The organism is Pseudomonas sp. W2-17, assembly GCF_041060445.1.
In the GTDB taxonomy this organism is placed as follows: Bacteria; Pseudomonadota; Gammaproteobacteria; order Pseudomonadales; family Pseudomonadaceae; genus Aquipseudomonas.
The window spans coordinates 26,323-44,377 of sequence record NZ_JAUFNS010000018.1; the positions used below are offsets into that span (position 1 = coordinate 26,323).

Below are 18,055 nucleotides of genomic sequence, written 5' to 3' on the forward strand. Positions count from 1 at the left end.
GATGAAGATGCAGCGGATGTACCGACGCTTTCGCGAGCAAGCTCGCTCCCACAGGGGTTGTGTTCAACTTGATATCCCGGCCACGCCGCTGGGCTTTGTGGGAGTGAGCTTGCTCACGAAGGCATTGGTCCTGCAGATGGAGATGCGGCGGATATCAGGCCATCTTCGCGAGCAAGGTGGAGCGCCACCCCGGTCGCTCCCACAGGGGATCTGTTAGATGAGCGATCGCGGAGCGTCAGGACATTCCGCTCAATGCGCCGCGCCACTCTTGACCCCCGACGGCAGCTTACGCGTCAGCAACACCGCCAGCATGCTGACCCCCAGCGCAATTCCGACAAAATGAAACGCGTCGTTGTAGGCCATGATCGCTGCCTGTTGATGGGCGATCTCGCTGAGCTTGCCCAACGCCGCCGTTTCACTGCCCAGCCGGTCGGTGAGCATCGCCATGCGCTCGGCCACTTGCGGATTGGCGGGGGAGATCGATTCGCGCAAATAGTCGAAGTAGGTCTTGGTCCGTGCATCCAGCAGCGTGGCCAGCAGCGCAATGCCGATGGCGCCGCCCAGGTTGCGCAGAATGTTGAACAGGCTCGACGCCGACCCCGCATCCTGGGGCTGAATGAACGCCGTCGCGATCAAGGAAATGGTCACCATGATCAATGGCTGACCCAGCGCCCGTACGATCTGAATCTGGTTGAACTGCGGCCCGGCGAAATCCGGATTGAGCACGCCGGACGAAAAGCTCGCCAGCCCGAACAAACCAAACCCCAGCGTACACAGCAGCTTTGGCGAAATAACCTTCATCAGCTGCGGCACCAGCGGAATCAGAAACAGCTGGGGCACGCCCATCCACATGATCACCTCGCCGATCTGCTGCGCGTTGTAGCCCTGTATCTGCGCCAGGTACAGCGGCAGCAGATAGATCGAGCCATACAGCCCGACGCCCATACCGACGCTGGAAATACTCGATAGACCAAAATTGCGGTTGCCGAGGATGCCCAGATTGATCAGCGGCTTCGCCTTGGAAAGCTGAATGATCACAAAGCTGATCAGGCTCACCAGCGCAATACTGCCCAGGCCGACGATCAGGTTCGATTCAAGCCAGTCCTTGCGATGCCCCTCTTCAAGAAAGACCTGCAGGCAGCCCAGCCCGACGCCCAGCGTGACGATGCCGGCGTAGTCGGTGCTCTTGAGCAATTCCCAGTGCGGTGCTTTCTTCTCCAGCCCGTAGAGCAGACCGCCAATCATCACCAGCCCCGGCGGGATGTTGATGTAGAAGATGTATTCCCAGCCAAAATTCTCCGTCAGCCAGCCGCCCAGGGTCGGGCCGATGGAAGGGGCAAAAGTGGCGGTCATGGCGAACAGCGCCATGCCCTTGGCCCGGTGATGCTCCGGCAGTTTGATCAAGGTCAGGGTGAACGCCAGCGGGATCAGCGCGCCGCCGGTGAAGCCCTGCAGGGCGCGGAATACGATCATGCTCTCCAGGCTCCAGGCCATCGAGCAGAGCAGGGACGACAGCAGAAAACCCAGTGACACCCAGACCGCCAGGCGCCGCGCCGAGAGCAGCTGCACCAGCCACGCCGTCAGCGGAATCATGATGATTTCCGCCACCAGATACGAGGTGGAGATCCACGAGCCTTCTTCCAGCGTCGCCGACAGTGCGCCCTGGATGTCCTTGAGCGACGAGTTGGTGATCTGGATATCGAGGACCGCCATGAACGCGCCGAGCATCACACTCATCACGGCAATCCAGTCGCGCCGGGTCGGTTCGCCGACCGGGCGGATCAGTTCGTCACCGGCCACGTTGCGGGTCGTTCGCCGGCCGGATGTCAACCGAAACGGTCACCGACATGCCCGGGCGGATCTTGCCGTGCAGCGGGTTGTCCGGCGTGAAGGTCAGCTTGACGGGGATGCGCTGCACGACCTTGGTGAAGTTGCCGGTGGCGTTGTCCGGCGGCAGCAGACTGAACTGCGCGCCGGAGGCGGCAAACAGGCTGTCGACGCGACCCTCGATGGGCGTGCCGGGAAAGCTGTCGAACGTCAGCTGGGCGACCTGACCGATCTCCATGTGCTCGATCTGGGTTTCCTTGAAGTTGGCCTGCACCCAGATGTCCTCGTCCGGCACGATCGACAGCAGATACGCGCCGGCCTGAACGAACTGACCATTGCGCGCCGCCCGCTGGCCGACAAGCCCGCTGAGGGGCGAGTGGATTTCGGTGCGCTGCACATTGATCTGCGCTTGAGCCAGGTCGGCGCGAGCGGTGGCGATCTGCGCGTCGAGGCGCTTGATCTCGGCGTTCAGCGCGTTGACCTGCTGGCGCTGACTCTGGGCATCGGCCTGGGCCTTGCTGACCTGGGAGCGGGCGACGTTGCTGTCGGCGGTCATGGTCGTGACCTGCGCTTCCGAGACGAAACCCGGGGTGCGCAGTTTTTGCAGCCGCGCCAGGTCCAGTTGCGTGCGCCCGAGGGTTGCCTGATTCGCTTGCACCTGCGCATCGCTGGCGGCGATCAGGCTCGACTGCTGAGTGAGACGGCTCTGGGCTTGCAGGCGCTCCGCCTCGCGGGTTGCCAGGGTCGCCTGAGCCCGGTCGATGGCCAGGCGAAAGTCATCCGGCTCGAGCCGCACCAACAACTGGCCTTTTTCCACGTGCTGGTTGTCCTGCACCAGCACCTCGTCGATCCGCGCGCCGAGCTGGCTGGACACCCGGGTGATTTCACCCTGCACGTAGGCGTTGTCGGTGGACTCGTGAAAACGTCCTTTCAGGTACCACTGGGCGAAGAAGGCGAGGGCGATCAGCAGGACCACCCCGAAGAAGATGAACAGGCGGCGCTTGAGTTGGGCGGGCATGGGCGTTCTGGATTTTTGGAATGTCAGCAAATTTATCAGGGTTGGCGGTCTGGCACCTAGCCATCGTCGCGATCATGACCGGCACTGATGGCGGGGCATTCGTTGCGAGGCGTTCCGGGCAGGCAGGGCGGGGGCGCCTGTCTCGTCATCGCCCCGATTGTGCAGCCCATCACCGCTGGCGCTGGAGCCGCGCAGGCCGCGCCTGTTAACATTCGCGGCTTGTTCGACCTATCCGGGATTTTCCATGACCACCGTTCGCACCCGCATCGCGCCATCGCCCACCGGCGACCCCCACGTTGGCACGGCCTACATCGCGCTGTTCAACTATTGCTTCGCCAAGCAGCATGGCGGCGAATTCATCCTGCGCATTGAAGACACCGATCAACTGCGCTCGACCCGCGAGTCCGAACAACAGATTTTCGACGCCCTGCGCTGGCTCGGCATCGAGTGGAGCGAAGGCCCTGACGTCGGCGGTCCCCATGGCCCGTATCGCCAGAGCGAGCGCGGCGACATCTACAAGAAGTACGTGCAGGAACTGGTCGATGCCGGTCATGCCTTTCCGTGCTTCTGCACCGCCGAAGAGCTCGACCAGATGCGCGCCGAGCAGACCGCCCGCGGCGAAACCCCTCGCTACGACGGCCGCGCGCTGCTGCTCTCGAAAGAAGAAGTCGAGCGTCGCCTGGCCGCCGGCGAACCCCATGTGATCCGCATGAAGGTGCCGAGCGAAGGCGTCTGCGTGGTGCCGGACCTCCTGCGCGGCGAAGTCGAAATCCCGTGGGACCGCATGGACATGCAGGTCCTGATGAAGACCGACGGCCTGCCGACCTACTTCCTGGCCAACGTCGTCGACGATCACCTGATGGGCATCACCCATGTGCTGCGCGGCGAAGAGTGGCTGCCGTCGGCGCCGAAGCTGATCCTGCTCTACGAATACTTCGGCTGGGAAAAACCGGCGCTGTGTTACATGCCACTGCTGCGTAACCCGGACAAGAGCAAGCTGTCCAAGCGCAAGAACCCGACCTCGGTCACGTTCTACGAGCGTATGGGCTTCATGCCGGAAGCGATGCTCAACTACCTCGGCCGCATGGGCTGGTCGATGCCCGACGAGCGCGAAAAGTTCTCGCTGGACGAAATGGTCGAACACTTCGACCTGAGCCGCGTCTCCCTGGGCGGCCCGATTTTCGACATCGAGAAACTGTCGTGGCTCAACGGCCAGTGGCTGCGTGAACTGCCGGTGGAAGAGTTCGCCACCCGCGTGCAGAAGTGGGCGTTCAACAGCGACTACATGATGAAGATCGCGCCCCACGTGCAGGGCCGCGTCGAGACATTCAGCCAGATCGCCCCGCTGGGCGGCTTCTTCTTCGCCGGTGGCGTGACGCCGGACGTGAAGCTGTTCGAGCACAAGAAGCTGTCGCCGGAGCAAGTGCGCCAGGTCATCCAGCTGATTCTGTGGAAGCTGGAGTCCTTGCGTCAGTGGGAGAAGGACAAGATCACCGGATGCATTCAGGCGGTGGTCGAGCACCTGGAGCTCAAGCTGCGTGACGCCATGCCCCTGATGTTTGCCGCTATTACCGGTCAGGCCAATTCGGTATCGGTCACCGACGCGATGGAGATTCTCGGCCCGGACCTCACCCGTTTCCGTCTGCGCCAGGCGCTGGACATGCTGGGCGGCGTGTCGAAGAAAGAGAACAAAGAGTGGGAAAAATTGCTCGGCGCGATTGGCTGAGTGGTTGCATGAGCGACACCGGGCCATTGAGCGATTGCCCGGTGGCCCGACGTGGGGCGGTTTTCCGGGAGGCGGTAAGTGATTGTTATCCCGGAAAATTCTTTTGGAATTGTTTGAAAAAGAATTTGACAGCATTGTGGGTCGCACTTAATATGCGCCCCGTCCACACGGCAACGCAGAAACACGCGGTAACGCGGCGTTCTCTGTCAGTGTAATGTGGGGCTATAGCTCAGCTGGGAGAGCGCCTGCATGGCATGCAGGAGGTCAGCGGTTCGATCCCGCTTAGCTCCACCAAATTAGAAGCTTGAAGGTTTGCTTTACTGCCTTGAAGTTTGTCCCGCTTCGGAACCAGCACCGATGCGGTACGCAAGGGTTACGTCCCCTTCGTCTAGTGGCCTAGGACACCGCCCTTTCACGGCGGTAACAGGGGTTCGAGTCCCCTAGGGGACGCCAGTTTTACCGAGTGAGGCTTTCGAGCTGATCTCCGCCGAGAGGCGTAAAGTAGGGGCTTTAGCTCAGCTGGGAGAGCGCCTGCATGGCATGCAGGAGGTCAGCGGTTCGATCCCGCTAAGCTCCACCAATTTCTGCCAGGGTTCGTCATGTTGTCATCGACGAGTCTGCTCGAAGGTTTTGCGTCCCCTTCGTCTAGTGGCCTAGGACACCGCCCTTTCACGGCGGTAACAGGGGTTCGAGTCCCCTAGGGGACGCCACGATTTCTCGCTCTGCGAGACCAAGGGTCATTCGATTATTGAATGGCCCTTTTGTTTTTCCGGGGTTTGAGTTCTCAGTCCCTTCCTTGTTTAGCTCATTTTCGTTCATCTCTTGTCTTATCCGCCTGTCAGTCATCTCAAATGCCCTGATGGGTCCTTGCCAACGCACATGATGAGGATAATATTATCGTCATCATCCCGGAGGCGGTCATGAACGACAAAAAAGCACAGACCCGCGAACGTATTCTGACTGCTGCCAGCACTGCACTCATCGCGCGCGGCCCGATCGAGCCCAGCGTCAACGAGATCATGGGCGCAGCGGGGCTCACGGTGGGCGGCTTCTACGCGCATTTCGACAGCAAGGAAGCGCTGATGCTTGAAGCGTTCAGCCAGTTGCTGGCCGAGCGCCGTGAGATGGTCGCCGGTATCGACGATCAATTGCCGGGCGAGGAGCGGCGCGCGCTATTGGCGGCGTTCTACCTGTCGCGCAGGCACCGCGATGCCCAAGAGCACGCGTGCCCCTTGCCGACGGCGATAGGGGAGATGGCGCGTCTGTCCGATGATTTTCGCAACGCCCTGGCGGAACACGTCGAACTGATGGTGGCGCAGCTCGCCGCCAGCCCTGAAGAAACCGACAAGACCCTGGCCGACATCGCCTTGATGGTCGGCGGTCTGGCACTCGCCCGAGCCCTGGGCCCCAGTGAACTGTCGGATCGGGTGCTGCGGGCAGCGAAATCGGCGGTGCTCTGATGCCATTGTAGGACCGGCTTCAGCCGGGAAGAGGCCAGTGCAGGCACCATCAATTCTGCGGTGTGACACCCGACGCCTTCCCGGCTAAAGCCAGTCCCACAAAGTTTCGCGTTCAGCCAATCCCTCTGGATGCACGCGATGCTTTTTTAGTGGGACCGGCTTCAGCCGGGAAGGGGCCGGCGCAGGCACCCTCAACCTCTGGCCAACCACGACCGCCCTCAGTTTTGTCTGATGCTTTTGGTTACACTGCCCGCGTAATGAATTTGAAGGGGCAGGAAGACATGGTCTGGGATCTGGCAACGCCGTTCGTCATCGATCTGCAGGTGGGCGAGGAGGACATCGACGGCCTGGGGCACGCCAACAACGCCGTGTACGTCACTTGGCTCGAACGCTGCGCATGGCGGCATTCCCAGCAGTTGGGCCTGGACCTGACCGAGTATCGCCGACTCGACCGGGCCATGGCCGTGGTGCGTCACGAAATCGATTACCTGGCCAGCGCCTACCAGGATGACGAGCTGCAACTGGCGACCTGGATCGTCGACTGGGACCAGCGTCTGAAGATGACCCGGCGCTTCCAGCTGAAACGGCCCAGTGACGGGATGACCTTGCTGCGGGCGCAAACCGCCTTCGTCTGCATCGAACTCTCGTCGGGCAAGCCCAAGCGCATGCCGAGCGAGTTCATCGACGGCTACGCCGCCGGCCTGCACCGCGTTGTGTCCTGACGTCCGGCACGCGTAAAGCGTATCCAATCCGCCGGCCTCTGCGTAAACTGCCGGACTTTTTTTCGAGTGTGACCCATGCAAATTGCCCTGGCGCCCATGGAAGGCCTGGTCGACGACATTCTGCGCGACGTGCTGACGCAAGTCGGCGGCATCGACTGGTGCGTGACCGAATTCATCCGGGTGACCGAGCGTCTGCTGCCGGAACATTACTTCCACAAGCTCGCGTCCGAACTGTTGCAGGATTCGAAAACCCGCGCTGGCGTGCCCTTGCGTGTGCAACTGCTGGGTTCTGACCCGGTGTGTCTGGCCGAGAACGCAGCCTTCGCCGCCGAACTGGGCGCCCCGGTCATCGACCTGAATTTTGGCTGCCCGGCCAAGACGGTCAATAAGTCCCGGGGCGGGGCGGTGCTGCTCAAAGAGCCGGAGCTGCTGCACACCATCCTCAGCCACGTGCGTCGCGCCGTGCCGGCACACATTCCGGTCACCGCCAAAATGCGCCTGGGCTACGACAGCACCGAGCCGGCCCTCGATTGCGCCCGGGCGCTGGAAGCGGGCGGCGCTGAACACATCGTCGTCCACGCCCGCACCAAGGTCGATGGCTACAAGCCGCCGGCGCACTGGGAGTGGATCGGCAAGATTCAGGACGTGGTGAAGATTCCGATCATTGCCAACGGCGAGATCTGGACCGTCGACGACTGGCGGCGCTGCCGGGAAATCTGCGGGGCCCGCGACATCATGATCGGCCGCGGTCTGGTGGCGCGTCCGGACCTGGGCCGTCAGATCGCCGCTGCCCAGGCCGGGCGTGAGGTCATCCCCATGACCTGGATCGAGTTACAGCCGTTGCTGCGGGATTTCTGGCTGCAGGCCATGGCCAAGATGACCCGCGTTCAGGCACCGGGCCGGCTCAAGCAGTGGGTGGTCCTGCTGACCAAAAGCTACCCCGAGGCCACTGTGCTATTTGATGCCCTGCGCCGCGAAACCGACTGCGAGCGGATCAGCCAGATGCTCGGCGTGAACGTGCCGGAAGCGGCCTGAAAATTTTTTTTTGCACGACTCTTGAAACGCAAATGGCTGTCCCTATTTTGGGATTACGCGATGCCGAAATCGGGTCGCGGAGATAACCACTTGCTGATTTATCAGGAGATTTTCAGATGACTACTGCATTTTCCCTGGCTCCACTGTTCCGGCACTCCGTTGGCTTCGACCGCTTCAACGACTTGTTCGAATCGGCGGCGCGCAACGAGTCGGCGAGCAGCTACCCTCCCTACAACGTCGAAAAGCACGCGGATGACCAATACCGCATTGTCATCGCGGCGGCGGGGTTCCAGGAGGAAGATATGGAGTTGCAAGTCGAGAAGGGCGTACTGACCGTCACCGGCAGCAAGCGCGAGAACACCGCGGAAGGCGTGACCTTCCTGCACCAGGGCATTGCCCAGCGTGCGTTCAAGCTGTCGTTCCGCCTGGCTGACCACATCGAGGTCAAAAACGCTGCTTTGGCCAATGGCCTGCTGAACATTGACCTGCTGCGTCTGGTGCCTGAAGAGGCCAAGCCAAAACGCATCGAAATCAATGCTCAGAAAACCCTGACTCACTGATCCCGAGTCAGCGTGAGAAGGCGCCCTGCGGGGCGCCTTTTTTGTGCGCGTTCAACGCGGCGTTATGCAGGCCTGGGGTTACTGCAACTGCGCAGCCTGGGCATCGAGCAGCGCCATGAACGCCCGCGCGGCGTTGGACAGTGTGCGTTCGGTGTGGACGATGTACCCCAGCTGTCGCCGCAACTGAATGCCCGGTAACGGAATGGCCGTGACCTGCTCGTCGAGCATGGTCCGGGGCAGCACGCTCCAGGCCAGTCCGATGGACACCATCATCTTGATCGTCTCCATGTAGTTGGTGCTCATGGCGATATTCGGCTTTAGGCCCTGGGCTTCGCACAGTCCACTGACGATGTGGTGGGTGAAGGTGTTCTCGCCCGGGAACACCGCCGGGTAGCCGGCGATGTCGGCCAGGCTGACGTTTTTCTGAGTCGCCAGCGGATGCTCGGGCGCCGCGACGAAGTCCAGGGGGTCGTCCCAGACCTTGACGGCCTTCACCAGCGCGTGGGGCTCGGGCGCCAACGTAATCACCGCCAGCTCCGCACGGCCGTGGAGGATTTCTTCGTAGGCCACTTCCGAATCGAGAAACTGAATGTCCAGCGCGACGTCCGGGTAGGCCTTGGTAAACGCCCTTAACAGCGTAGGCAACCGGTGCAGTCCGATGTGGTGGCTGGTCGCCAGGGTCAGGCGCCCGGTGACTTCGCCGGTCAGGTTGGTCAGCGCACGACGGGTGTCGTCCAGCACGTTAAGGATCTGATAAGCGCGTGGGAGCAGGGCGCGTCCGGCCTCGGTCAGGCTGACTTCGCGACCCAGACGATCAAAAAGCCGAACGTCCAGCTGCTGCTCCAGACCGGCGATGCGCTTGCTGACTGCCGGCTGCGTCAAGTGCAGGCGCTCGCCGGCGGCCGAGAAACTGCCCATCTCGGCGATGGCGATAAAGGCATTGAGGTTGGCCAGATCCATCTCGGATTCCTGTTGGTTATGCAAAGCATGAAAAATATGAATTTGAGTTATTTAAGCATATTCCATAGCATCTCCCCCACAAGCCAAGGGTCTTTACGGTGTCATCTCGACATCGACGGCCGGGGCATAGAAATACGCTGATGAGGAACCGTCTGATGGCCGGCAAAACGCTCTACGACAAGCTCTGGGATTCGCATTTGGTCAAGCAGCGCGACGATGGCTCCGCGCTGCTGTACATCGATCGTCACATCATCCACGAAGTGACCTCGCCTCAGGCTTTCGAAGGCTTGCGCCTGGCCCGTCGCAAACCGTGGCGCATCGACGCCAACGTCGCCACCGTCGACCACAACGTGCCGACCACCCCGGACCGCAAGGACGGGGTTGACGCCATCGTCGATCAGGTGTCGCGCTTGCAGGTCAAGACCCTGGACGACAACTGCGACGAATACGGCATCACCGAATTCAAGATGAACGACGTCCGCCAGGGCATCGTTCACGTCATCGGCCCGGAGCAGGGCGCGACCTTGCCGGGCATGACCGTCGTCTGCGGCGACTCCCACACCTCGACCCACGGCGCATTCGGCGCCTTGGCCCACGGCATCGGCACCTCTGAGGTCGAGCACGTCCTCGCGACCCAGTGCCTGGTCGCCAAGAAAATGAAGAACATGCAAGTGAAGGTCGAAGGCAAGCTGCCGTTCGGCGTCACGGCCAAGGACATCGTCCTGGCCATCATCGGCAAGATCGGCACCGCCGGCGGTAACGGCCATGCCATCGAATTCGCTGGCAGCGCCATTCGTGACCTGTCCGTAGAAGGCCGCATGACCATCTGCAACATGTCCATCGAAGCCGGCGCGCGCGTCGGGCTGGTGGCGACCGATGAAAAGACCATCGCCTACGTGAAGGGTCGTCCTTTCGCACCGACGGCCGAGCAGTGGGACGCAGCCGTTGAAGCCTGGAAAGACCTGGTGTCCGACGACGACGCGGTGTTCGACACCGTGGTCGAGCTCGACGCGACCCAGATCAAGCCGCAAGTCAGCTGGGGCACGTCCCCGGAAATGGTCGTGGCTGTGGATCAGAACGTGCCGGATCCGGCGCAGGAAGCCGATCTGGTCAAGCGTGGCTCCATCGAGCGCGCACTGAAGTACATGGGCCTTAAAGCCAATCAGGCGATCACCGATATTCAACTGGATCGCGTGTTCATCGGCTCGTGCACCAACTCGCGGATCGAAGACTTGCGTGCGGCGGCGGACATCGCCAAAGGCCGTAAAGTGGCGTCGACCATCAAGCAGGCGATCGTTGTGCCGGGCTCGGGTCTGGTGAAGGAACAGGCCGAGCGGGAAGGGCTGGACAAGGTCTTCATCGAAGCCGGCTTCGAATGGCGTGAGCCGGGCTGCTCGATGTGCCTGGCAATGAACCCGGACCGCCTCGAGAGCGGCGAGCACTGCGCGTCCACGTCCAACCGTAACTTCGAAGGCCGTCAAGGCGCCGGTGGTCGTACTCACCTGGTCAGCCCGGCGATGGCGGCAGCGGCAGCGGTCAACGGCCGTTTCGTCGACGTTCGCACCATGAGCCAGGCATAAGGAGCCCCGTATGAAGCCTTTTACTCAACACACCGGTTTGGTCGCTCCTCTGGATCGCGCCAACGTTGACACCGATCAGATCATCCCCAAGCAGTTCCTGAAGTCGATCCGCCGGACCGGCTTTGGCCCGAACCTGTTTGACGAGTGGCGGTACCTCGATGTGGGTCAGCCGTATCAGGACAACAGCAAGCGTCCGCTGAACCCGGACTTCGTGCTCAACGCCGAGCGTTATCAGGGGGCCAGCGTATTACTGGCCCGGGAAAACTTCGGTTGCGGCTCGAGCCGCGAACACGCCCCGTGGGCGCTGGAGGAGTACGGTTTCCGCAGCATCATCGCGCCGAGCTACGCGGACATCTTCTTCAACAACAGCTTCAAGAACGGCCTGCTGCCAATCATCCTGAGCGAAAGCGAGGTGGATGAGCTGTTCAAGGTGGTCGAAGCCACACCGGGCTATCAGTTGAGCGTGGACCTGGAAGCCCAGACCGTGACCCGCGAAGACGGCAAGGTGTACCGCTTTGAAATCGACGCCTTCCGCAAGCACTGCCTGCTCAACGGCCTGGACGACATCGGCCTGACCCTGGTGGACGGCGAGGCGATTGCCGCGTTCGAGAGCAAGCATCGGGCTTCGCAGCCGTGGCTGTTTCGCTGAGGGGCGGCCTTAAGCTGCAAGCTATAAGCTTCAAGCTGCAAGAAATTCCGAGCCAGGCGCTGCATCACTTGTGGCTTACCGCTTGGAGCTTGCCGCTCCCGAGCCGGCACCATCTACCGGCTCGACGCATATTCTGAAACGAGGGTTTTATGAGCAAGCAGATTCTGATTCTTCCAGGTGATGGCATCGGTCCGGAAATCATGGCCGAAGCGGTCAAGGTGCTGGAACTGGCCAGTGAGAAATATCAGCTGGGGTTCGAGCTGAGCCACGACGTTATCGGTGGCGCGGCCATCGACACGCATGGCGTACCACTGGCAGATGGGACCCTTGAGCGCGCTCGTTCGGTTGATGCGGTATTGCTCGGCGCCGTGGGCGGCCCGAAATGGGACGCCATCGAGCGCGACATCCGTCCGGAGCGTGGCCTGCTGAAGATTCGCTCGCAACTGGGCCTGTTCGCCAACCTCCGTCCGGCGATTCTCTATCCGCAACTGGCCGACGCCTCGAGCCTGAAGCCTGAAATCGTCGCCGGCCTGGATATCCTCATCGTCCGCGAGCTGACCGGCGGTATTTACTTCGGCGCCCCACGTGGCACCCGCGAGCTGGAAAACGGCGAGCGTCAGTCCTACGATACGTTGCCCTACAGCGAAAGCGAGATCCGTCGTATCGCCCGTGTCGGCTTTGACATGGCCCGCGTGCGCGGCAAGAAGCTCTGCTCGGTGGACAAAGCCAACGTGCTGGCCTCCAGTCAGTTGTGGCGCGAAATCGTCGAGCAGGTCGCTAAGGATTACCCGGACGTCGAACTCAGCCACATGTACGTCGACAACGCCGCCATGCAGCTGGTCCGCGCACCGAAGCAGTTCGACGTGATCGTGACCGACAACATGTTCGGCGACATCCTCTCCGACGAAGCGTCGATGCTCACCGGTTCCATCGGCATGCTGCCATCAGCGTCGCTGGATTCGAACAACAAGGGCATGTACGAGCCTTGCCACGGTTCGGCGCCGGACATCGCCGGCAAAGGCGTGGCCAACCCGCTGGCGACGATTCTGTCGGTGTCGATGATGTTGCGTTACAGCTTCAACGAACACACCGCCGCCGACGCCATCGAGAAAGCCGTCAGCCTGGTGCTGGATCAGGGCTTGCGCACCGGCGACATCTGGTCCGAAGGCAATGCCCGGGTCGGTACGCAGGAAATGGGCGACGCCGTAGTCGCCGCGCTGCGCAATCTGTAATATCTCGGGCCCACGACTGTCAGGTTGAGCCCTATGGCTCTCTGCGGTCGGGGCCCCACTTTTAATTAAGGTGTAGTTGCGATGAAACGTGTAGGTCTGGTCGGTTGGCGCGGGATGGTCGGTTCCGTGCTCATGCAGCGCATGCTGGAAGAGCAGGATTTCGATCTCATTGAGCCGGTTTTTTTCACCACCTCCAACGTCGGCGGCCAAGGCCCGTCGGTGGGTAAGGACGTCGCGCCGCTGAAAGATGCCTACAGCATCGACGAGCTCAAGACTCTGGACGTGGTGCTGACCTGCCAGGGCGGCGACTACACCAACGAGGTTTTCCCCAAGCTGCGCGAAGCGGGCTGGCAGGGTTACTGGATCGACGCGGCGTCGTCCCTGCGCATGCAGGACGATGCGGTGATCATCCTCGATCCGGTCAACCGCAAGGTCATCGACCAGCAGCTGGATGCCGGCACCAAGAACTACATCGGCGGCAACTGCACCGTCAGCCTCATGCTGATGGGCCTGGGCGGGCTGTTTGAGGCCGGTCTGGTGGAGTGGATGAACGTCATGACGTATCAGGCCGCTTCCGGCGCCGGTGCGCAGAACATGCGTGAGCTGATCAAGCAGATGGGCGCGATCAATGCGTCGGTGGCCGACGAGCTGGCGAACCCTGCCAGCGCGATTCTGGACATCGACCGCAAGGTGGCTGACGCGATGCGTGGCGAGGGCTTCCCGACCGAGAACTTCGGGGTGCCGCTGGCGGGCAGTCTGATCCCGTGGATCGACAAGGAGCTGCCGAACGGTCAGAGCCGCGAGGAGTGGAAAGGGCAGGCGGAGACGAACAAGATTCTGGGTCGTTTCAAGAGCCCGATTCCGGTCGACGGTATTTGCGTGCGGATCGGTGCGATGCGGTGTCACAGTCAGGCGTTGACGATCAAGCTGAACAAGGATGTGCCGATCGCGGATATCGAGGGGATGATCAGTCAGCACAACCCGTGGGTGAAACTGGTGCCGAATAATCGCGAGGCGAGCATTCAGGAGCTGAGCCCGACGTCGGTGACCGGTACGTTGAATATTCCGGTGGGTCGTTTGCGCAAGTTGAACATGGGGTCGCAGTATCTGGGCGCGTTTACCGTGGGCGACCAGTTGTTGTGGGGCGCGGCCGAGCCGTTGCGTCGCATGCTTCGGATTCTTCTGGAACGGTAATCCGGCGTTCGCGCTAGACCTGCGGCGTGGCTTAGGACGCCAGGATCAAGAGCGTCTGCCTGGGGGCAGACGTTTCGCCTTCGGCGAGTTACTTTTGAAAAGCACCAAAAGTAACCAAAAGTGCCTGCTCCTGGTTGGGCCCGACTTCGTCGGGTTCCTTCACTCCGGTCCCGCTCCGTGGGCCCGCGCCGAACGGGCATCCATGCCCTGACGGCGCTCTCGCCGCATCCCTGCGGCTCGACCCACTCCGCGAGACCTCCGTTCAGCCTGCACCCAAGTCGCGATGGGGGGCGTCTGGATTTTTTGCGTACGAAAATCAAAAGCACAGCAACAGCAACAGCAACAGCAACAGCAACAGCAACGGCAACAGCTTCCCGGCTGAAGCCGGTCCTACGGGTGCGCGCGGTCTGTTAGTGGGACCGGCTTTAGCCGGGAAGGGGCCGGTTCATTCACCATCGGTTATCCGATCGTTCCCACTGACGCTTTCCCGGCTAAAGCCGGTCCCACTGAATGCACGCGGTGTCCTGTGGGACCGGCTTCAGCCGGGAAGCTTTTGATCTTGCACTTGATCTGCTTTTGCCTTTCAAACACAAAAAGTCCAGCCACCGCCAATCGCGACTTTGGTGCAGGCCGAACGCGGACGACGCGCAGTGGGCCGAGCCGCATGGATGCGGCGAGAGCGCCGCTAGGACATGGATGTCCGTTCGGCGCGGGCCCACGGAGCGTCGTCGGAGTGAGGGAACCCGACGAAGTCGGGCCCAACCGAGAGCAGGCACTTTTGCTTACTTTTGGTGCTTTTCAAAAGTAAGTCGCCGAAGGCGAAACAATCTGCCCCTAGGCAGATGCCTCTGATCTTGAATTTGATCTTGATCTTAAGACAGCGGCAAACCGCATGCCCGGCGCTTCGATCCAGCGATGAACCACCATCGAAACCACCACAACTGCCACTACCACCAACAGCAACAACAGATTGTCGTTCAGCGCACTGCCCGTGCTCAGATACCGCACCAGCGTCCCCGGCATCTCCCCCGGCTTGTCCATCAACAGCGGATACCCGCCAAACTTCGCTGCCACCGTCAGCCCCGTCGCGATGACGAAAATCACCGCTGCATGGGTCAGGTAAATCGACAGCCACAACCGGCCCAGCGCCGGGAACACCCGCACCTGCAACAGCCGCGACACCACCCCGGCTTCCCAAGCGAACACCAGAATGGCCAGGCAAAACAGCAGCGACAGCTCAATCGTCAGCGGAGCGTCGCCGGCCACCATCAGCCAGCCGATCGCCGCCAAAACCCCCACCTCAAGCACGCTGGCCAGCACCACCCCCGGCGTGAAATGCCGCAGCCGTGCGTACAGCCGATACGTCACCGTGCCCGCAAAAAAACAGGCTGCGCCCCACAGCACATAGCGCGTCAGCAGATCGGAATCCACGAACAAGCCGACAAACGCCAACCCGCCCAGCAGCGTGAAAATCATCCGCGCCATGCCCGGCAGCGCATAGCAAATCAGCCCGAAAATCAGCCACAGATAAAACGCGACGCTGACCCACCACGACGGGTAGTTGAACGACAGCGCATTGAAGCCCGGCCACCAGGCCTGAATCAGCAACAGATTGGGCACGATCTCCCCTGGCGCGCGGTCACCACTGAACGCCGGGAAATTCAACAGCAACCCGTAGCGCTCCAGCACCAGCTTCAGGCACTCGAATCCGATGAAGAACAACAGCACCGCAATGTGCAGCGGCATGACCCGGCAGGCGCGAGCAAGCATGAAGTCGCCCAGCTGCCGCGAGGTACTCAGCGTGCCCACGTAGCGCCGGTAAATCAGAAACCCGCTCAGGGCGAAGAACAAACCGGCGAACTGACTGGCATTACGGAAAAACCACAGCTCCGTGAGGCTTCGCTCGATGTGCGAGTGATGAACGATCAAGGTCAGGGCGCAGAGACCGCGCAGGCTGTCGAGCGCGACGAATCGCTTCATCGTGAGGATCCTTTTTCAGATGATTCAGGCGTACGGGCACGCGAACAGGCGCCAGCAGGTGTGCAGGGCAGGCAATGGCAGGGACAGAGAGGAAAGTTACCACCTTCGGCGCCAAGGCTGATGAGTGGCAGGAGCAGCTTGAAAACAGGATGTGATGCACAGCTATTTCGAAGTCAACGCTAACAGGGTGATCGTGAAAGTTTTGCCAGCGACGGGCAGCAGTATGCCCGAACCGCAAACCCGTTCGAAACAGCAATCATCGAAACCCTACTGTCAGAAAATCCCACTATATGGGATTACGCGTTATATATTGAGATTGCCAGCGCAACAGGTTTATAGTTCGCTCCGCATTCACTCATTAATAACAATCAGGTGAAGCCATGCAGGCGCAATTGATCGCGCTCGATTGGGGGACGACCTCCCTTCGCGCGTATCGACTCGGCGAACACGGCCGGGTACTGGAACAACGTTCGCTCAGCGCGGGCATCATGCAGCTGCCATCGACACCCCGTTTGATCGGCGGGCAGCAGGTTTCCAACGGATTCGAACTGGCTTTTGACGAAGCCTGCGGCGACTGGCTCGACGCCGAGCCGACGCTGCCGGTGATCGCCTGCGGCATGGTCGGCAGCGCCCAGGGCTGGCGCGAAGCGGTCTATCAGCAGACGCCCGCCAGCGTCGCAGCGCTCAGTTCTGCGCTGGTCACAGTGCGCAGCGTGCGCGGCGTCGACGTTCACATCATTCCCGGCATCCTGCAGCGTTCCGAGCTGCCCAACGTGATGCGCGGCGAAGAAACTCAAGTCCTCGGCATTCTCGACTCGCTGCCCGCCAGCGAAGCCGCCAAACCCTTGTTGATCGGCCTGCCCGGCAGCCACTCGAAGTGGGTGAGGGCGGTGAACGGCCGGATCGAACATTTTGACACCTTCATGACCGGCGAGGTCTACGCCGCGCTGTCCAGCCACACCATTCTCGGCCGCACGATGCAGCGCAGCGACACCTTCGACGCTGAAGCCTTCGACCGAGGCGTGGCGGTGTCGCGGTCGGCCAATGGCGCGGCAGGTCCGCTGTCGACCATCTTCAGTTGCCGCACGCTCGGCTTGACCGGCGTGCTGTCCGGTACCGCACAATCCGATTACCTGTCCGGCCTGTTGATCGGTCATGAAATCGTCGCGCTGGCCCAACTGCTGCGCCAGACCGACGCGCAATTGCCTGACGTGATCCTGATCGGCAGCGACGCGCTGATCGCCCGCTATCAGCGCGCCCTCGATGCCAACGGTTTTGCCCAAGTGACCCTGGCCGAGCAGGCCACCGAGCGTGGCCTCTGGCAGGTGGCGGTGCAGGCCGGTCTGATTCAATCCTCCTCTTCGGCCGCTGCCCGGCCCCTTCACGTAGAGAACTGACATGCTCAAGCAAGCCCTCGTGCAAAACGGTCTGGTCGCGATTCTGCGCGGCCTGCGCCCCGAAGAAGCGCCGGCCATCGGTGATGTCTTGTACACCGCCGGTTTCCGCGTCATCGAAGTGCCGCTCAATTCCCCGCAGCCGTACGACAGCATCCGCCTGCTGCGTCAGAGCCTGCCCGCCGATTGCCTGATCGGTGCCGGCACGGTGCTGACGCCGGAACAAGTACGTCAGGTCAAGGAAGCCGGCGGCCAAGTCATCGTCATGCCCCACAGCGACCCGAAGGTGCTGCGCGCGGCGAAGGCCGAAGGCCTGTTTCTTTCCCCCGGCGTAGCGACACCGACCGAGGCCTTCGCCGCGCTGGCCGAAGGCGCTGACGTACTGAAGATGTTCCCAGCGGAGCAAATGGGCCCGGCAGTGGTCAAGGCCTGGCTGGCGGTGTTGCCGGCCGGGACGGCGTTGATTCCGGTCGGCGGCATTACCCCGGACAACATGAAAGTATTCCTCGACGCCGGCGTGTCCGGTTTCGGCCTGGGTTCGGGGCTGTTCAAGCCGGGCATGAGCGCCGAGGATGTTGCCAGGAACGCCAAGGCCTACGTGGATGCCTGGAACCTGCACAAGCCTGCCAACCTTCAGTGACTGACCCGCTCGTTGCGCCATCGAGGCTGTGTTTTCGAGCGAGTGCGCTAACAGCATGTGTTTTTGAATAAGAGAGAC

Annotated in this window: 15 protein-coding genes and 4 tRNA genes; 15 read left to right on the plus strand and 4 right to left on the minus strand. The window is 61.6% G+C overall.

The window, feature by feature from the left end:
- Window positions 1-249 precede the first annotated feature (249 nt).
- Together QWI20_RS20745 and QWI20_RS20750 are read right to left on the minus strand one after the other, a co-directional pair.
- The gene (locus QWI20_RS20745; RefSeq protein WP_369307070.1) at window positions 250-1,740 is read right to left on the minus strand and encodes an MDR family MFS transporter; all 1,491 of its coding nucleotides are present in this window, start codon (window positions 1,738-1,740) and stop codon (window positions 250-252) included.
- A 49-nt stretch (window positions 1,741-1,789) separates the two neighbouring features.
- The gene (locus tag QWI20_RS20750) at window positions 1,790-2,845 is read right to left on the minus strand and encodes an HlyD family secretion protein (RefSeq protein WP_369307028.1); all 1,056 of its coding nucleotides are present in this window, start codon (window positions 2,843-2,845) and stop codon (window positions 1,790-1,792) included.
- A gap of 244 nt (window positions 2,846-3,089) precedes the next feature.
- Between QWI20_RS20750 and gltX the strand changes: the two genes are divergently transcribed.
- The 9 genes from gltX (at window position 3,090) to QWI20_RS20795 (ending at window position 8,348) form a co-directional block, all read left to right on the plus strand.
- Window positions 3,090-4,571, plus strand: a complete 1,482-nt coding sequence (gene gltX / locus QWI20_RS20755) for a glutamate--tRNA ligase (protein WP_369307029.1) — start codon at window positions 3,090-3,092, stop codon at window positions 4,569-4,571.
- Window positions 4,572-4,789: 218 nt separating this feature from the next.
- A tRNA-Ala gene (locus tag QWI20_RS20760) sits at window positions 4,790-4,865 on the plus strand.
- Between the two features lie 83 nt (window positions 4,866-4,948).
- Window positions 4,949-5,024: transfer RNA gene (locus tag QWI20_RS20765), tRNA-Glu, on the plus strand.
- Between the two features lie 51 nt (window positions 5,025-5,075).
- A tRNA-Ala gene (locus QWI20_RS20770) sits at window positions 5,076-5,151 on the plus strand.
- Between the two features lie 54 nt (window positions 5,152-5,205).
- Window positions 5,206-5,281: transfer RNA gene (locus QWI20_RS20775), tRNA-Glu, on the plus strand.
- Window positions 5,282-5,491: 210 nt separating this feature from the next.
- Window positions 5,492-6,031, plus strand: coding sequence for a TetR/AcrR family transcriptional regulator (locus QWI20_RS20780; protein WP_237254827.1), 540 nt, complete (start codon window positions 5,492-5,494; stop codon window positions 6,029-6,031).
- A gap of 281 nt (window positions 6,032-6,312) precedes the next feature.
- The gene (locus tag QWI20_RS20785; RefSeq protein ID WP_369307071.1) at window positions 6,313-6,753 is read left to right on the plus strand and encodes an acyl-CoA thioesterase; all 441 of its coding nucleotides are present in this window, start codon (window positions 6,313-6,315) and stop codon (window positions 6,751-6,753) included.
- 75 nt (window positions 6,754-6,828) lie between these two features.
- Complete coding sequence (locus tag QWI20_RS20790) at window positions 6,829-7,788, plus strand: tRNA dihydrouridine synthase (RefSeq protein WP_369307030.1); 960 nt, start codon at window positions 6,829-6,831, stop codon at window positions 7,786-7,788.
- 116 nt (window positions 7,789-7,904) lie between these two features.
- Entirely contained in the window at window positions 7,905-8,348 is a 444-nt protein-coding gene (locus QWI20_RS20795) for an Hsp20 family protein (RefSeq protein ID WP_369307031.1), read from the plus strand.
- Between the two features lie 78 nt (window positions 8,349-8,426).
- Here the strand turns inward: QWI20_RS20795 and QWI20_RS20800 are convergent, their stop codons facing one another.
- Window positions 8,427-9,308: a LysR family transcriptional regulator gene (locus QWI20_RS20800; protein ID WP_369307032.1), complete on the minus strand. Its 882-nt coding sequence runs from the start codon at window positions 9,306-9,308 to the stop codon at window positions 8,427-8,429.
- A gap of 155 nt (window positions 9,309-9,463) precedes the next feature.
- On the opposite strand from QWI20_RS20800, the gene leuC reads away from it, so the two are divergent.
- From leuC to asd, 4 genes are all read left to right on the plus strand, one after another.
- Window positions 9,464-10,888: a 3-isopropylmalate dehydratase large subunit gene (leuC, locus tag QWI20_RS20805; RefSeq protein ID WP_122538324.1), complete on the plus strand. Its 1,425-nt coding sequence runs from the start codon at window positions 9,464-9,466 to the stop codon at window positions 10,886-10,888.
- 10 nt (window positions 10,889-10,898) lie between these two features.
- The gene (gene leuD, locus QWI20_RS20810) at window positions 10,899-11,537 is read left to right on the plus strand and encodes a 3-isopropylmalate dehydratase small subunit (protein WP_074885036.1); all 639 of its coding nucleotides are present in this window, start codon (window positions 10,899-10,901) and stop codon (window positions 11,535-11,537) included.
- A gap of 149 nt (window positions 11,538-11,686) precedes the next feature.
- Complete coding sequence (gene leuB / locus QWI20_RS20815) at window positions 11,687-12,769, plus strand: 3-isopropylmalate dehydrogenase (protein WP_369307033.1); 1,083 nt, start codon at window positions 11,687-11,689, stop codon at window positions 12,767-12,769.
- Window positions 12,770-12,850: 81 nt separating this feature from the next.
- Window positions 12,851-13,963 (plus strand): aspartate-semialdehyde dehydrogenase, encoded by a 1,113-nt coding sequence (asd, locus tag QWI20_RS20820; RefSeq protein ID WP_065986059.1) that lies wholly within the window; start codon window positions 12,851-12,853, stop codon window positions 13,961-13,963.
- A gap of 834 nt (window positions 13,964-14,797) precedes the next feature.
- Here the strand turns inward: asd and QWI20_RS20825 are convergent.
- Window positions 14,798-15,943, minus strand: a complete 1,146-nt coding sequence (locus QWI20_RS20825) for an acyltransferase family protein (protein ID WP_369307034.1) — start codon at window positions 15,941-15,943, stop codon at window positions 14,798-14,800.
- 380 nt (window positions 15,944-16,323) lie between these two features.
- On the opposite strand from QWI20_RS20825, the gene QWI20_RS20830 reads away from it, so the two are divergent.
- Both QWI20_RS20830 and QWI20_RS20835 read left to right on the plus strand, forming a co-directional pair.
- Window positions 16,324-17,340, plus strand: a complete 1,017-nt coding sequence (locus QWI20_RS20830; RefSeq protein WP_369307035.1) for a 2-dehydro-3-deoxygalactonokinase — start codon at window positions 16,324-16,326, stop codon at window positions 17,338-17,340.
- 1 nt (window position 17,341) lies between these two features.
- Window positions 17,342-17,977: a 2-dehydro-3-deoxy-6-phosphogalactonate aldolase gene (locus QWI20_RS20835; RefSeq protein ID WP_369307036.1), complete on the plus strand. Its 636-nt coding sequence runs from the start codon at window positions 17,342-17,344 to the stop codon at window positions 17,975-17,977.
- The last annotated feature ends 78 nt before the right edge of the window (window positions 17,978-18,055 follow it).

Bases quoted from the DNA above. Each gene is read 5' to 3' on its own strand.
- QWI20_RS20785 (WP_369307071.1), top strand. From the start codon at position 6,313: ATGGTCTGGGATCTGGCAACGCCGTTCGTCATCGATCTGCAGGTGGGC.
- leuD (WP_074885036.1), top strand. From the start codon at position 10,899: ATGAAGCCTTTTACTCAACACACCGGTTTGGTCGCTCCTCTGGATCGC.
- QWI20_RS20825 (WP_369307034.1), bottom strand. From the start codon at position 15,943: ATGAAGCGATTCGTCGCGCTCGACAGCCTGCGCGGTCTCTGCGCCCTG.
- leuB (WP_369307033.1), top strand. From the start codon at position 11,687: ATGAGCAAGCAGATTCTGATTCTTCCAGGTGATGGCATCGGTCCGGAA.
- QWI20_RS20830 (WP_369307035.1), top strand. From the start codon at position 16,324: ATGCAGGCGCAATTGATCGCGCTCGATTGGGGGACGACCTCCCTTCGC.
- QWI20_RS20780 (WP_237254827.1), top strand. From the start codon at position 5,492: ATGAACGACAAAAAAGCACAGACCCGCGAACGTATTCTGACTGCTGCC.
- QWI20_RS20790 (WP_369307030.1), top strand. From the start codon at position 6,829: ATGCAAATTGCCCTGGCGCCCATGGAAGGCCTGGTCGACGACATTCTG.
- QWI20_RS20835 (WP_369307036.1), top strand. From the start codon at position 17,342: ATGCTCAAGCAAGCCCTCGTGCAAAACGGTCTGGTCGCGATTCTGCGC.
- gltX (WP_369307029.1), top strand. From the start codon at position 3,090: ATGACCACCGTTCGCACCCGCATCGCGCCATCGCCCACCGGCGACCCC.
- QWI20_RS20750 (WP_369307028.1), bottom strand. From the start codon at position 2,845: ATGCCCGCCCAACTCAAGCGCCGCCTGTTCATCTTCTTCGGGGTGGTC.
- leuC (WP_122538324.1), top strand. From the start codon at position 9,464: ATGGCCGGCAAAACGCTCTACGACAAGCTCTGGGATTCGCATTTGGTC.
- QWI20_RS20800 (WP_369307032.1), bottom strand. From the start codon at position 9,308: ATGGATCTGGCCAACCTCAATGCCTTTATCGCCATCGCCGAGATGGGC.
- QWI20_RS20795 (WP_369307031.1), top strand. From the start codon at position 7,905: ATGACTACTGCATTTTCCCTGGCTCCACTGTTCCGGCACTCCGTTGGC.
- asd (WP_065986059.1), top strand. From the start codon at position 12,851: ATGAAACGTGTAGGTCTGGTCGGTTGGCGCGGGATGGTCGGTTCCGTG.